Origin of the sequence: Acinetobacter sp. NIPH 2100 (assembly GCF_000369805.1) — a bacterium.
Lineage (GTDB): Bacteria > Pseudomonadota > Gammaproteobacteria > Pseudomonadales > Moraxellaceae > Acinetobacter.
The window spans coordinates 3,853,478-3,867,451 of sequence record NZ_KB850224.1 but is presented as its reverse complement, the minus strand read 5'-3'; the positions used below and the strand labels follow the sequence as shown (position 1 = coordinate 3,867,451).

The following is a 13,974-nucleotide window of genomic DNA, read 5'->3' as shown; positions in this document are numbered from 1 at the left end:
TCAATGGCTTAAGTCAAAATATAAAAATGAAGAATAAAAATACAGAGTGCTGCCCAAATTCCCGCAATAATGTCATCCAGCATAATCCCGAAGCCGCCAGATACTTTTTGATCTGCCCAACTAATTGGAAAAGGTTTCCAGACATCAAATATACGGAATAATACGAATCCAACAATGACCCACAGCCAATTCATTTGCTGTAAATACAGCAAAGGTAATAGGGTAATCGATTGACCTGCAAACTCATCCCAAACAATACGTCCGTCATCATGAACATTGATGACTTTTGCAGTATGCCCACAGATATAAATGCCAATTAAGGACATGAATATGATCGCAATCAGGCTTGCTGACAAGCCAAGGTACAACCACAGTGGGACAAATAACAGCGCAAAGGCAGAACCAAAAGTTCCAGGTGCTTTAGGTGCTAAACCAGAGCCAAAACCGACACCGCAGAATACGATAAAGCGGTCAAACCAAGTCATTTGGTTAAAGTGAATGGGAGGCTTATGCAAAGTGTTGGTATCCATGAACATGTAATGGGTGTGCTTTGCCCATATACTCAAATAACAATCCAGTTTGTTGGGTAATTTCGCCGATTATTGTAAGCGGAACATCTAATTGTTGTCGCGACAGTTCTTTGAAGTTTTGCGGTGATATTGTAAAGCATAATTCGTAATCATCACCACCTGCAAGTGCATAATGCCAAGCCTGTTGCAAATCAAGCTGTTTGAGTGATGGATCTATCGGAAGCTGATCAAGCTGTAATTTGGCACCCACATTGGATGCTTTGAGAATATGCCCCAAGTCTTGGGCCAAACCATCTGAAACATCAATCATACTGGAGGCAAACCCTTTGAGCTGTTGTCCGAGCTGGCAGCGTGGGGTTGGGTAGTCTAGGCGGTGCTGTAACGCATGGCCGAGATGCTGTAATCCAAAGGCTGCATCTCCCACTTGCCCACTCACACAAATATAGTCGCCAATTTGAGCGCCTGCACGTGTGATGGCCTGACCGTGTTCAATCCAGCCTAAGGCCGTCACACTGATGGTCAGTTGAGCACTTTGCGTGGTATCACCACCAATCAGGCTGACACCGAACTGATCGCAGCAATCAAACAAGCCCTGACTAAATCCAGCCAGCCAGTCATGATCAACTGTCGGGAGACTAAGCGCGAGTAAAATACTATGCGGTTTTGCTCCCATTGCCGCTAAGTCCGATAAATTGACAGCCACACTTTTCCAGCCGATGGCATGAGCAGCAGTATCTAAAGGGAAATGACGGCCAGCAACCAGTGTATCTGCACAGATCACCAATTGTTGTGAAGGAGGGGGGGTAACGATGGCTGAGTCATCACCGATGCCTAAACTGACATCGGATTTTGATGCGCGTTTAAAGTAACGTTCAATAATGGAAAACTCAGCCATGCAACATCAAGCCTATTATTTTGCTTGTTGTTTTTCAGCTTCACGAAGCTTTGATGAAAGACGGTCTAATACACCATTGATGTATTTATGACTATCTGCGCCACCAAAGTGTTTAGCTAGCTCAATCGCTTCATCAAGTACAACACGGTACGGAACTTCGAGATGATCTCGTAATTCATAAGCACCCAGTCGTAACGTTGCAAGTTCGACACCATCCAGTGCACTTAATTCACGATCAAGCACAGGAATGAGTAACTCATCTAAAGCTTCATGTTGAGCAATCACTTGAGTGAGTAATTCATGGTAATAGTTAAGGTCAACTTTGTGCATGGCATTTTCTACACGCGTGCGCGCTTCAATTTCATGTACTGGGTTCTGACTCATTTGCCATTCATAAATCCCTTGTACAGCAAAACGACGTGCTTTGCGTTTCGCTGCATAAGCGGCCTGAAGTGTTTGCGACATGCTTTAAATTGCCTTTAATAAGTTAACCATTTCGATTGCAGTCAATGCAGCTTCGCTACCTTTATTTCCTGCTTTCGTACCCGAACGTTCGATTGCTTGTTCAATGCTGTCTGTAGTCAATACACCATTGATTACAGGCATTGTGCTTTCAAGAGCAACCACACCTAAGCCTTTCGCACATTCACCTGCAACAAAGTCAAAGTGAGGTGTGCTGCCACGAATCACTGCACCTAATGCAATGATGGCATCAAATTTATTTGAAGCTGCTAATTTTTTCGCAACAATTGGCAGTTCCCATGCACCTGGTGCATGAATAACAGTAATCGCTTCTTCTGCAACGCCATGGCGTTTTAGAGTGTCGATTGCGCCTTCAAGTAAATGTTCAACAACGAAGCTGTTGAAACGACCCACTAAGATCGCATAACGACCTTCGCTTGCGAGATGTAATAAACCTTCAATTCGGCGAATTGCCATAGCAACCTCGATTATTTTGCTGTGATTTGATCGGCAGTGATGTATTCCACTACCTCTAAATTGAATCCAGATAAAGCATTGAAACGAAGTGGAGAACTCAACAACTTCATTTTCTCAACGCCTAAATCCCGTAAAATCTGCGCGCCCACACCAATGGTTTGATATTGATGAGACAGTGCTGCATTGGATTTGAGTGGTTTTGGCTGATTTAGACTCTGCAATGCAGGACCAAGATCTTCTAATTGACCCTGACCAATCCATACCAATACACCACGATCACTTGCTGCAATGGTTTGCATGGCAAGGTCTAAGTTCCACGCAGGAGAACCGTCAGCTTTATTGAGTTTTAATAAATCGCGGATTGGGCTGAAACCATGAACACGCACTGTAGTAATGCCTTGTTTCGGCTCACCTTTAACTAAGGCAACATGAATATCAGGATTGCCGATTTCACGATACTTATACAGCTCAAAAGTGCCGTATTCGGTCTCAATAGTTTCTTGAGACAAACGTTCAACAGTTTGCTCATTGGTCATGCGGTAATGAATCAGATCCGCAATCGTACCAATTTTTAAGCCGTGTTTTTCTGCAAACACTTCTAAATCAGGACGACGCGCCATGGTGCCGTCATCATTGATGATTTCACAGATCACTGAGGCTGGCTCTAGACCAGCTAAGCGGGTAAGGTCACAACCTGCTTCGGTATGACCTGCACGGTGTAAAACACCACCTGGTTGTGCCATTAACGGGAAAATATGACCTGGTTGTACGATATCACTTGGTTTGGCATGTGCTGCAACCGCAGTACGAATGGTATGTGCGCGTTCAGCTGCTGAAATACCTGTACTGATGCCTTCTGCCGCTTCAATCGAAAGCGTGAAGTTGGTTGCGTGCTGTGCGCCGTTCTGATCAACCATCAATGGAAGGTTAAGTTGTTTACAGCGGTCGCGACTGAGTGTCAGGCAGACCAAGCCACGTGCATGTGTAATCATGAAGTTAATATCTTCAGGGCGAACATGTGTTGCAGCGATGACTAAGTCACCTTCATTTTCACGATCTTCATCATCCATTAGGATGACCATTTTGCCTGCACGAATATCTGCAACAAGCTCTTCAACATGACTCAGCGGCATTCGCTTTCACCTTTTATCTTGCCTTTGTTAGGCACTAGTATTCGATAAATCTGGCATAGTTTACCGCATTTAAAAAAATTTCGCCTGTGCTTCTTTATCAATAAAAAGAGAGGACCAGCAAATGATAAGACAACACTTTATCCTGACCAGCTTTGCTGCTTTACAAGACGGTGTGATGCGATTGTCAGCTTTCTATGTGCGGGCTAAATAAAAAAACACAAGGCTTTGTTGGAGACAAAGCCTTGTGTTTAGGATGACTGAGTTACCACAGTCGAAGTACTATTTATTCAAGCTCTGTCGATGCTTTGGCTTTTTTACCCATTAAAATTTCGGTACGCAGCGTTTGAGCAACGGTTGCACATTGTTCGTTCATACCATTAATCATAAAAGCATGACGGGTCATGATATTACTTGGATTTGGCATAGCCACTAATTCATAACTGTTTTGAATGCTTTTGAGCTGCTCATGATTTAAATGCAAAGCGGCTTCTTTGGCATGTAAATGCTGTGCCAAGCGTTTTGCTGCTTCAACTGCATCTAACTGCATGGCGTCGACTGCACTTGCAACTGCACCACGGGTTTGTAAGGCAAAACGTTTATCTTCACGATAACGTTTATACAGTACATCGGCCAATAACTGGAAAACAGCACCAACCATCATCAAGCATTCAAGGGCATGACTGCTGTCCGCTGTCGTTGCTAAGCTTGCACCATCTGCATTGAATTCTTGAACCACCTGAATTTGAGCCGCATCAATCTGGTAATGCTTGGCACAGAGCGCAATACTTTTATCTAAAAATAATTGGCATAATTTGAAATAAGGCACGGAAACAGATTGGTTCACGCTACTCAATAATTGTTTAGGATCATAAAACTGAATATTGAGCGCCAGAGCTTGATCGTCCAGTGATACGGATTCAACTGGATTTTTTTCAACACGCGGTTTGGCTTGCGCTTTTGCCTGCTGTTGTGCCTGAGCAACCAAAGTCACAGCATTTTGTTTTTCAAGTGCAAGGGCTTGGGTTAAACGTTGAATCTCATGCTTGAGATGATTTTCTTGATTGATACGTGCTAAGTATTCGCTACGTGTTGGACGTGCGATGGCACGATAGGCCAACCAAATCAGCCCATGGATGAACAGTGAAACTAAAATCGCTAACCATTGAGTCCGCAAAATCTCACCGATACTCGGCTGGATCAAGGTAATTTCAACCGTACCAACTTTCTTTTCATTTTGTAGTGCATCACGAACGAACACTTCACCTTGGCGGGTTTTGGCCATGCCACTGGTTGCAAGCACTTGTTTATTCGCATCGAGGATACGAATGGACGCAACACTAGGATTGGTTGCATAACGATTCGCCACCAATGCCAGCGAAACGGTATTGGCGGGTTCCAACTCAGCAAGACTATCTGCCACTAACTGACTGGTCATCAGTTGTCCTTGGCTAGCGCGATTTTCATTGAGTTGATGTGTCGTTGCAATCACCAATAAAAAGGTATGCAATGCAAAACTTACGATCAGTAGGCTAGCAAATAGCCCTTGGCGAGGCGCATTCAAGTTAAATTTCCAAGGCAAATAGATTCATGGGTTATGTTATGATTCTTACAATAGTTGTCGCTCAACCACGAGTCAATTCATGCGAGAAATCATTCTTATATCCTTTCTAGGACCAGATCAACCGAATCAGTTTACTCGATTAATGCAGGTACTATCCGTACATTCTTTGCAAATACTCGATGTGGGGCAGGCAGTTATCCATAATCAACTGACCCTTGGGATCGTTGTTGCATCGGATAATGAGACTGCAACTGCACTAGCAATGAAAGAGATTTTGATTTTAGCACATGATATTGGCTTAACTGTGCGATTTAAACCAATCTCCAACGCAGAATATGATCAATGGGTGAGTGAAGGCGGCCGAACTCGCTATATCGTAACTGCGCTTGCACCTGAACTTACCGCTGCACACCTGCAAGCCGTGACTAAAATTGTATCAAGTCAGGGCTTTAATATTGAAACAGTCACCCGTTTATCGGGACGTTTAGATCTCGATGCAGAAAGCCAATTTCCACGTCGTGCCTGTGTGCAGTTTGGTCTCAGTGGGCAAATGTTGGATGCGCAAGCGATGCGTGCTGCTTGTTTGAGTTTGTCGGGTGAGCTCAATATTGATGTGGCGGTGCAAGAAGACAATGCTTACCGTCGTAATCGCCGATTGGTTTGCTTTGATATGGATTCTACCTTGATTGAGCAAGAGGTCATTGACGAACTGGCATTAGAAGCCGGTGTTGGTGCTCAAGTTGCTGAAATTACGGAACGTGCCATGTTGGGTGAACTTGATTTCCAACAAAGTTTTTGCGCACGTGTGGCGTTATTAAAAGGTTTGGATGCTTCGGTATTACCGAAAATTGCAGAACGTTTGACGGTCACCGAAGGAGCAGAGCGTTTAATTTCAACCTTGAAAGCTTTAGGTTATAAAACGGCAATTTTATCAGGTGGTTTCCAGTACTTTGCTGAGTACTTACAAGCAAAACTTGGGATTGATGAAGTACATGCCAATATTCTTGATGTTGAAGATGGCTTTGTCACTGGTGAAGTGAAAGGTGCCATAGTTGATGGTGCTCGTAAAGCAGAATTACTGCGTCAATTGGCTGAAAAAATGGGAATTTCACTAGAGCAGGCGATGGCTGTTGGTGATGGTGCCAATGACTTACCGATGCTTTCAATTGCAGGCTTAGGTGTTGCATTCCGTGCCAAGCCGTTGGTCCGCCAAAATGCCAATCAAGCCATTTCAAGTGTTGGTTTAGATGGTGTGCTGTACTTGTTGGGTATGCACGATAAGGATTTAAACCGCGCTTAGCCCAAAGTTTATAGGGTTTAAATAAGGTCGTTTTTATTGCGGCCTTATTCATTTTTTGAACGTCATTTATTCGTCATAATTATGTCTAAATGTATAGAAAAACAACGATAAAAAAATTCTGAAAAAAGTTTTTTTGCAGCAAAAAAGCGGCATAGTTTTTTGTAATGACACGCTGTAATCGATGCTATATGGACATTCAAGACTTTTATATGTTTTAAAAATGTAATGACAAAAGCATATTGCGACAGCTTGTGTCGTAAGGTTAATTTCAGGCTCTTTTTTTCTAAAAAAAACGCTCCATAATGCATAAAGACGTTAATGCAACACGAAGTACTGTTAGAGATTACAGAACAATATAGAGGTCTGAATATAAATACAGGCCACCCCTTTTAAGACGGAGGTTTCTATGGAAGCAGCGAATTTCACCATGTGGGTTGGATTTGGCTTAATCGCTGTCGCAGTTATTGCTGTTTTCTTTTCTCCTTATCGTCGTTGGTTAGGTTTTATGTTGGCGGGTATGCTGTGCTGGGGACTGTTAGAAGTGGTGCGCTTTGGTGCGCAAACCATATTCGAGATGTCCGTCGCCTATAGTTATTTGACCGCGTTGAGCCTTGCGATGATAACGGTTACATTTATCCTTTTACGTGAAGACAAACAAGCACAAAAACAGCTGGCAAATCGTCAGTATATTGAACATACCCCTGTATATAAGGACGACCAGCAGCAATGTTCTAGCAGATAAATGATAATAATTTGAACAACATCAAAGGCATGCTCAGCATGCCTTTTTTGTACTAATTTTCTGCAACAAAGCTTTTACAGACCTAGATACAATTGTGCTAGGATACGGTTGTCTTAATTTTCATCATAATACTGTAGGCATAAATGTCATGAAGCTTTCTTCTTTACCTGTGGTTAAGTTACCTATCGTTGATGTAAGCACTGATCCACTTGATTTATTGGTGGCAGGTTTGGCGTTACGTATGAAGCAATTGGCACGTACGAGCCCAAAGTTTATTGAATTGGTTCATGACCGTGAATTCCGTATTCAGATTGGTACAGATTTAGGTTTGGCACGTCAGATCATTGTGAACCGTGGCAAGATCGAGACAGTGGCAGGTAGTCCAGAAAAAGCTGATTTTATTTTACAATTTGCCTCGAGTGAGCAAGGGGTAAAAACGCTGGTGAAAGGCGACCCAACAGCATTCATGACGGGTATGCAAGATGGCAGCATCAAAATGGAAGGCGACTTTAGCCTGTTAGTTTGGTTTAACCAAGCAGCGAAGTTGATTCCACCTAAAGTGCCAAAACCGGTCAAAGAAAAAATTCGTCAAGCACGTGCGTTTATTAAAGAAAAAACTGGCAAATAATCAGCTGGCAATAAAAAACTCCCAAATCGGGAGTTTTTTATTGTTTAGAATTATTCGATCTCTAAATTAAAGGTGACGGGTCCATCATTGATTAAATGGACTTTCATGTCCGCTGCAAAAATCCCAGTTTGCACATGCTCAAATTGTTGTTGTGCATAGGCAACCAATTGCTCATACAGCGCTTTAGCTTCTGTAGGCGGCATGGCGGGTCCAAAGTCAGGACGTAACCCTTTCTGGGTGTGTGCCATTAAAGTAAACTGTGAAACCAATAAAATCCCACCCTTGGCTTGGCTGACATTCCAGCCCATTTTGCCTTGTTCATCATCAAAAATACGATACTTCAAAATCTTATCAATCAACTTTTGGCCTTTCTCTAAGGTGTCTTCCTTACCGAGACCTAGAAAGACCAATAAGCCTTGTTGAATTTCGCCAGTGGTTTGCCCTTCAACCACAACTTTGGCTTCGAGGACACGTTGAATTAATGCACGCATAAAAATGAAGATCGGTATTGAATCAGGGCAGCAGTCTAACAGATTTGCTCATTCAGCATCGACCTCAGCACGGAACTTGATTGTCTTTGATCTTATTTTTCGATTTGTTTTATTAAAATTATCTTTTTTATCTATTGATAGAATCTTTGTATAGTCCCTGTGCAGGAAAGGTATTTTGATTTTTTGGATTGAACAGCATGTTTAAGCGAACTTTTTTATTTACAATTATGGCAGCAACGCTCAACACAGCGTATGCAGCACCTTTAACAAAAGACAATGGTGCACCAGTTGGTGACAACCAAAACTCGATGACGGCTGGGGCAAACGGTGCAACCTTGTTGCAAGACGTCCAGTTGATTCAAAAATTACAACGTTTTGGCCGTGAACGCATTCCAGAGCGTGTTGTACATGCCCGTGGTACAGGGGTATATGGTGATTTCGTTGCCACCAAAGACCTCTCTGATTTAACGGTTGCTTCCATGTTTAAAGCAGGTACCACAACGCCTATTTTTGTTCGATTTTCAACGGTGATTCATCCTAAAGGTTCACCTGAAACTGCACGTGATCCACATGGTTTTGCGGTAAAGTTCTATACACAGCAAGGTAACTGGGACTTGGTGGGGAATAACCTACCCGTGTTCTTTATTCGTGATGCAATCAAGTTTCCTGATTTTGTACATGCGATGAAGCCGGATCCAGTCACCAATGTTCAAGATCCAAACCGAATTTTTGATTTCTTAAAGACTCAACCTTGGTCAATCAATATGTTGACCTATGTCTATTCAAACTTGGGCACACCTGAAAGCTATCGTACTTTGGATGGTTTTGGCGTCCATGCTTTCAAGCTTTATAACGACAAGGGCGAATATAAATACGTCAAATTTAACTGGCGTTCGAAACAAGGGGTCAAAGGCCTGAATCTAGATCAGGTTCGCGAAGTACAAGGGCGTGACTGGAATCATTTGACCAATGACATGTATAAAAATGTCTATGCAGGCAATTATCCAAAATGGGATTTGTATATTCAGGTACTAGATCCAAAAGACTTGGATAAATTTGATTTTAATCCATTAGATGCGACCAAAATCTGGCCGAATGATCTGGTGCCTGAAACGAAGGTCGGAACGTTGACTCTCAATCGTATGCCGAAAAACTTCTTCCAGGAAACCGAACAATCGGCATTTGCGCCTGGCAACTTAATTCCTGGGATTGAACCCTCAGAAGACCGTCTGCTGCAAGGTCGTATTTTCTCTTATTCAGATACACAGTTGTATCGTTTAGGGGCGAACCATCAACAGATTCCAGTGAATCGTCCTCGTGTTGCGGTGAATAACAATAATCAGGAAGGCTTTATGAACATGGGACAAACGGAGTCTCATGTGAATTATGAGCCAAGTACGATTGAACCAAAGCCATCTTCTGAGATTGCCAGAGCTGTACAAACACCTTTGCAGGGTACAGTGATGCAGCACGCGATTCAGAAACAGCAGCCATTTAAACAGGCTGGTGATTTATATCGTAGTTATTCAGCATTGGAAAAGAATGACCTGATTCGTAACCTTACGGCTGATTTAAGCGCGGTCAAAGATATCGAAACAAAAACCATTATGGTGTCTTACTTCTATAAGGCAGATGCTGACTATGGAACGCGTCTTGCCAAAGCACTAAACGTGAATCTGAACAATGTGCAAAGCAAAGCAGCTCAACTGAAAGACGAATAAACGCTTTGCTGATGTGGTAACAGGTGCCTGAATGTTACCCCTAGAAAGTCCTGTAACCTCAATAGCCTTTCCTGCACCTAGGGCGAGTGTTACAGGCACTCATTTCAGATTTTTAAGGATATGTTTATGATCCAATTACGTTCGATCTTGTTTGCTGCGTGCTTGTTTTGCAGCAGTGTGGGGGCTTCCGTCTATGCCGCAGCACCATCTGAACAGGGCAATGCTTCCGAAGAAGTGGTTGAGCTGTTTTTCTCCGCAGCCAAAGTGGGGAATGTCGAGGTCTTGCAAGAGTTTCTAAAGCATGGATTTCCCATTGATATTCAAGATCATTCTGGTTATAGCGCATTGATGATGGCGAGTTATTATGGGCAGAAAGATGCAGTAAAAATATTGCTGCAGCATCATGCGAATCGTTGTCTTCGGGACAAACGGGGGCATACGGCACTGATGGGTGCGATTGTGAAAGCCGAATGGAGTATTGCCAAACAGTTGCGTCAGGTGGATTGCGACATCTATGCGGAAAAAACGGGACAGCTCACCGCAGAACAATTCGCGATTCAGTTTGGACAACAGCAACGTTTAAAAGAGATTCAACCTTCGCTATCGAAATAAGCTTACCTCTATTAAATATTTGAATTTAAAAAGACTCTAAAAAAGATTATTGAGAAGGAAATATCCATCGTCGTAGACAGACTCATTTCTGCGTAAAAGTATGCTTTAATGCTTAAACGAGAATAGATCCAAGTCAGTCATGTCTACACCAATTATTCAATCATTACTTGATACCGACTTATATAAATTCACCATGTTACAGGTGGTGTTACATCAGTTTCCGCAAACGCATAGTGTTTATTTATTCCGCTGTCGTAATTTAGAAGATACGGCCTATCCGTTGGTTGAAATTTTGGATGATTTGAATCAGCAGTTGGATTTGCTGTGTGAACTGCGCTTTGCGGAAGATGAATTACAATACTTACGTTCATTGCGTTTTATCAAAAGTGATTTTGTTGATTACCTTGAATTATTTCAGCTGAAGCGTCGTTTTATTCAAGCCAGTATCGATGAGGCAGGACGTTTAGATATCCGCATTGAAGGCCCAATGGTGCAGGCGATGATGTTTGAGATTTTTGTCTTGGCAATTGTCAATGAGCTGTATTTCCGTCGTATCCGTAATGATGATGTCTGGGTAGAAGGCGAGCGCCGACTACAACAGAAGCTGGTGCAACTGCAACAATATGAACAAGAACAACTAAAAAATGATCCACCTTTCTTAGTTTCAGATTTTGGTACACGCCGTCGCTATAGTTTTGAGTGGCAAAAACATGTAGTACAAGCATTTCATGCCGCTGCGCCAAAAGTATTTCGAGGTACCAGTAATGTGCTATTGGCGAAGCAATTGGGAATTAGCCCGATTGGTACCATGGCACATGAATTCTTACAGGCTTTTCAAGCACTTGATGTGCGTTTGCGTAATTTCCAAAAAGCAGCACTTGAGGCATGGGTACAAGAGTATCGTGGGGATTTAGGGATTGCCTTGACCGATGTGGTCGGTATGGATGCCTTCTTGCGTGACTTTGATTTGTATTTTGCCAAATTATTCGATGGTTTACGTCATGACAGTGGTGACCCGTATGAGTGGGGTGATAAGGCTTATGCGCATTATCGCAAACTCAAGATTGATACCAAGACCAAGATGTTAACCTTTAGTGATGGTCTGAATTTAGAAAAAGCATGGTTATTGCATCAATATTTTAAAGACCGTTTCCAAGTGAGTTTTGGGATTGGCACCAATTTGACCAATGATATGGGGCAGAAACCATTGAATATTGTGTTGAAATTGGTGGAGTGTAATCGTCAATCCGTGGCGAAGATTTCGGATAGTCCGGGTAAGACCATGACGGATAATGATACGTTCTTGGCGTATTTGCGTCAGGTGTTTGATATTGAAGAAGCATAATGATTCTTGCATAACTCAAAATCTCGCACAGCCATGAAATAGCTCAAAACCCATAAGCGGTTTGTATAGGCACTCTTTACTTTTGAAAGATCAAAAGTAACAAAAATCTTTTGTTGAACTGACGGCACATCCTTGATGCCGCAGTTCAACGGGCGGCATCCATGCCGCCTTAGCACCAGTAATTTTTCCGAGAAAGCAATATGGTTTAACTTCCGCGATGATCAGCAAGTTCTTAATTTTTGATCCATCCTAGTTTAAGCTCTATGCTATATCTCCTTTTCTGCTAAACGAATGCAAAAAATCAGACAAAGATAAAAAGTCGGCTATGTTAATATCATCCCCAATGCGGATGATAAAACAGCATAACGATGACTGACGTAGATTTTAAACTGGGTTTACTGATTGAGCCTGAACAACTTGTTCCTTATTTAGGTAGTGAGTTGATTCGTATTGTCGATTTGAGCCGAGCTTCGGTGTATGAGCAACTGCATATTCCCCATGCGATTCATTTACAGCCTAAATACTTGGTTGCACAACAAGAACAAGCCAATGGGGTGTTGCCTGATTTAACAGGCTTACAGGCTTTAATTGAGAAGTTAAATATTTCACCTCAACATCATGTCGTGGTTTATGACGATGAAGGTGGGGCGTGGGCTGGACGTTTAATCTGGAATTTACATTGCCTTGGTTTTAACCGCACCAGTTTGATTAATGGTGGGATTCATGGTTGGTTGGGCGCAGGTTTACCAACTACAGCTGAAGTCGATACGGTCAAACCTGTTGCCAACCTTTTTCAGATTGATTTAGACACTGTGCAGCAGCATCGCATTGAATATCATGAATTGTTACAACATGTCGAACAAGACAATATTCAGCTCTGGGACTGCCGCAGCAATGAGGAATACACGGGCTTACGCCTAGCTGCGCGACGTGGCGGTCACATCCCAAATGCACTGCATTTTGAATGGAGTACTGCCCTAAACCGTGAAAATCATCTAAAATTACACCCGCTTGAACGCACACAACAACGTTTAGAACAATTAGGCTTTAATTTACAACAACCTGTGGTGGTGTACTGTCAGTCTCATCACCGTTCTGGCTTGGCGTATATTTTGGCAAGATTGCTCAACTGGCAAGTTAGGGCCTACGATGGTGCGTGGAGTGAATGGGGCAATCGCCTCGATAGTCCTATTATTTCAGGGGAGTCACCGTCTTGAGTTTTGCAGCAGATTTAAAAAAACAACTCTTTATCAAAGCACAGAATCTTGTGCCGCAACATCAATTGAGCCGTGTCGTTGGTAAGGTTGCCGCAAGTGAAAATCTTTTGGTAAAAACTGCTGTTATTCAAGCGTTCAAAGCAAAATACGGAATTGATATGAGCATTGCTGAACAAAGCAATGCGCAACACTATAAATCTTTCAATGAATTTTTTACCCGTGCATTGAAAGATGGTGTGCGTGGCATCGATGAACAAGCGGATAGCATTGTATGTCCTGCGGATGGTGCGATTTCGCAACTGGGTAAAATCGAAGCAGGTGATATTTTCCAAGCTAAAGGCCAAAGCTTTTCAGTTGAGAAACTGATTGGCGATCCGCAACTGGCAAAACCATTCCAAGATGGCCAATTTGCGACGGTTTATTTATCACCAAAAGATTATCACCGTGTACATATGCCTTTGGCGGGCACTTTGACCGAAACTTTATATATTCCGGGTGAGTTGTTCTCAGTTAACCAAACCACAGCTGAAAATGTACCAGGTTTGTTTGCACGTAATGAGCGTATGGTGTGTTTATTTGATACCGAACTGGGTCGTATGGCGGTGGTTTTAGTTGGTGCCATGATTGTGGCGGGTATTGAAACGGTTGCCACAGGCAAAGTAAAACCATCTGGCAAAGTTGAATTGCAACATCATCAAATGAAATTGGATAAAGGTGCAGAGTTAGGCCGCTTCTATTTAGGTTCAACAGCTGTAGTTTTATTTGAAAAAGATAAAATGGTTTGGGAAGAACAATTTAAAGCCAATTCGACAGTGGTGATGGGTGAGCGTTTAGGTCACTCAGTTTAAGTTTACAAAATG

15 protein-coding genes are annotated in these 13,974 nt (G+C 42.6%); 8 read left to right on the top strand and 7 right to left on the bottom strand.

All coding sequences use genetic code 11. The features are described 5' to 3' along the window. Window positions 1-8: 8 nt before the first annotated feature. From F887_RS00280 to F887_RS00305, 6 genes are all read right to left on the bottom strand, one after another. On the bottom strand, window positions 9-530 hold the full coding sequence (locus tag F887_RS00280) for a phosphatidylglycerophosphatase A family protein (protein WP_005186069.1): 522 nt from the start codon (window positions 528-530) through the stop codon (window positions 9-11). Beyond that, on the bottom strand, window positions 508-1,425 hold the full coding sequence (thiL, locus tag F887_RS00285) for a thiamine-phosphate kinase (RefSeq protein ID WP_005297675.1): 918 nt from the start codon (window positions 1,423-1,425) through the stop codon (window positions 508-510). Before thiL ends, F887_RS00280 begins: the two co-directional genes overlap by 23 nt. A 15-nt stretch (window positions 1,426-1,440) precedes the next feature. Further along, window positions 1,441-1,890, bottom strand: a complete 450-nt coding sequence (gene nusB, locus F887_RS00290) for a transcription antitermination factor NusB (protein WP_004803459.1) — start codon at window positions 1,888-1,890, stop codon at window positions 1,441-1,443. 3 nt (window positions 1,891-1,893) lie between these two features. Then, window positions 1,894-2,364: a 6,7-dimethyl-8-ribityllumazine synthase gene (gene ribE, locus F887_RS00295; RefSeq protein WP_004803462.1), complete on the bottom strand. Its 471-nt coding sequence runs from the start codon at window positions 2,362-2,364 to the stop codon at window positions 1,894-1,896. Between the two features lie 11 nt (window positions 2,365-2,375). Further along, window positions 2,376-3,497 carry a bifunctional 3,4-dihydroxy-2-butanone-4-phosphate synthase/GTP cyclohydrolase II gene (gene ribBA / locus F887_RS00300; RefSeq protein ID WP_005147838.1) on the bottom strand — a complete coding sequence of 374 codons (1,122 nt, stop codon included), beginning with the start codon at window positions 3,495-3,497 and terminating at the stop codon, window positions 2,376-2,378. Window positions 3,498-3,780: 283 nt separating this feature from the next. Continuing rightward, complete coding sequence (locus F887_RS00305) at window positions 3,781-5,076, bottom strand: hypothetical protein (RefSeq protein ID WP_171067412.1); 1,296 nt, start codon at window positions 5,074-5,076, stop codon at window positions 3,781-3,783. A 61-nt stretch (window positions 5,077-5,137) separates the two neighbouring features. On the opposite strand from F887_RS00305, the gene serB reads away from it, so the two are divergent. The 3 genes from serB (at window position 5,138) to F887_RS00320 (ending at window position 7,728) form a co-directional block, all read left to right on the top strand. Beyond that, the gene (gene serB / locus F887_RS00310) at window positions 5,138-6,358 is read left to right on the top strand and encodes a phosphoserine phosphatase SerB (protein WP_005297670.1); all 1,221 of its coding nucleotides are present in this window, start codon (window positions 5,138-5,140) and stop codon (window positions 6,356-6,358) included. 406 nt (window positions 6,359-6,764) lie between these two features. Next, window positions 6,765-7,100, top strand: a complete 336-nt coding sequence (gene aciT / locus F887_RS00315) for a ciprofloxacin tolerance protein AciT (RefSeq protein WP_004803470.1) — start codon at window positions 6,765-6,767, stop codon at window positions 7,098-7,100. Window positions 7,101-7,248: 148 nt separating this feature from the next. Then, entirely contained in the window at window positions 7,249-7,728 is a 480-nt protein-coding gene (locus F887_RS00320) for a hypothetical protein (protein ID WP_005147825.1), read from the top strand. Between the two features lie 50 nt (window positions 7,729-7,778). On the opposite strand, the gene dtd is transcribed toward F887_RS00320, so the two are convergent. Then, window positions 7,779-8,219, bottom strand: a complete 441-nt coding sequence (gene dtd / locus F887_RS00325) for a D-aminoacyl-tRNA deacylase (RefSeq protein WP_005297668.1) — start codon at window positions 8,217-8,219, stop codon at window positions 7,779-7,781. Between the two features lie 197 nt (window positions 8,220-8,416). Between dtd and F887_RS00330 the strand changes: the two genes are divergently transcribed. From F887_RS00330 to asd, 5 genes are all read left to right on the top strand, one after another. After that, window positions 8,417-9,940: a catalase gene (locus F887_RS00330; RefSeq protein ID WP_005297666.1), complete on the top strand. Its 1,524-nt coding sequence runs from the start codon at window positions 8,417-8,419 to the stop codon at window positions 9,938-9,940. Between the two features lie 126 nt (window positions 9,941-10,066). Beyond that, window positions 10,067-10,552 carry an ankyrin repeat domain-containing protein gene (locus tag F887_RS00335; protein ID WP_005297664.1) on the top strand — a complete coding sequence of 162 codons (486 nt, stop codon included), beginning with the start codon at window positions 10,067-10,069 and terminating at the stop codon, window positions 10,550-10,552. 139 nt (window positions 10,553-10,691) lie between these two features. Next, window positions 10,692-11,897, top strand: coding sequence for a nicotinate phosphoribosyltransferase (gene pncB, locus F887_RS00340; RefSeq protein ID WP_005297663.1), 1,206 nt, complete (start codon window positions 10,692-10,694; stop codon window positions 11,895-11,897). A 368-nt stretch (window positions 11,898-12,265) separates the two neighbouring features. Further along, window positions 12,266-13,114, top strand: a complete 849-nt coding sequence (locus tag F887_RS00345; protein WP_005297661.1) for a sulfurtransferase — start codon at window positions 12,266-12,268, stop codon at window positions 13,112-13,114. Next, a complete protein-coding gene (asd, locus tag F887_RS00350) occupies window positions 13,111-13,962 on the top strand; it encodes an archaetidylserine decarboxylase (protein WP_005297659.1) in 852 nt (283 codons plus the stop codon). The genes F887_RS00345 and asd overlap by 4 nt, the downstream gene beginning before the upstream one ends. The last annotated feature ends 12 nt before the right edge of the window (window positions 13,963-13,974 follow it).

What these genes read in the sequence shown, in the direction of transcription:
- thiL (WP_005297675.1), bottom strand. Translation starts at nt 1,425, where the DNA reads ATGGCTGAGTTTTCCATTATTGAACGTTACTTTAAACGCGCATCAAAA.
- F887_RS00345 (WP_005297661.1), top strand. Translation starts at nt 12,266, where the DNA reads ATGACTGACGTAGATTTTAAACTGGGTTTACTGATTGAGCCTGAACAA.
- ribE (WP_004803462.1), bottom strand. Translation starts at nt 2,364, where the DNA reads ATGGCAATTCGCCGAATTGAAGGTTTATTACATCTCGCAAGCGAAGGT.
- pncB (WP_005297663.1), top strand. Translation starts at nt 10,692, where the DNA reads ATGTCTACACCAATTATTCAATCATTACTTGATACCGACTTATATAAA.
- F887_RS00280 (WP_005186069.1), bottom strand. Translation starts at nt 530, where the DNA reads ATGGATACCAACACTTTGCATAAGCCTCCCATTCACTTTAACCAAATG.
- F887_RS00320 (WP_005147825.1), top strand. Translation starts at nt 7,249, where the DNA reads ATGAAGCTTTCTTCTTTACCTGTGGTTAAGTTACCTATCGTTGATGTA.
- F887_RS00330 (WP_005297666.1), top strand. Translation starts at nt 8,417, where the DNA reads ATGTTTAAGCGAACTTTTTTATTTACAATTATGGCAGCAACGCTCAAC.
- aciT (WP_004803470.1), top strand. Translation starts at nt 6,765, where the DNA reads ATGGAAGCAGCGAATTTCACCATGTGGGTTGGATTTGGCTTAATCGCT.
- dtd (WP_005297668.1), bottom strand. Translation starts at nt 8,219, where the DNA reads ATGCGTGCATTAATTCAACGTGTCCTCGAAGCCAAAGTTGTGGTTGAA.
- ribBA (WP_005147838.1), bottom strand. Translation starts at nt 3,497, where the DNA reads ATGCCGCTGAGTCATGTTGAAGAGCTTGTTGCAGATATTCGTGCAGGC.
- nusB (WP_004803459.1), bottom strand. Translation starts at nt 1,890, where the DNA reads ATGTCGCAAACACTTCAGGCCGCTTATGCAGCGAAACGCAAAGCACGT.
- serB (WP_005297670.1), top strand. Translation starts at nt 5,138, where the DNA reads ATGCGAGAAATCATTCTTATATCCTTTCTAGGACCAGATCAACCGAAT.
- F887_RS00335 (WP_005297664.1), top strand. Translation starts at nt 10,067, where the DNA reads ATGATCCAATTACGTTCGATCTTGTTTGCTGCGTGCTTGTTTTGCAGC.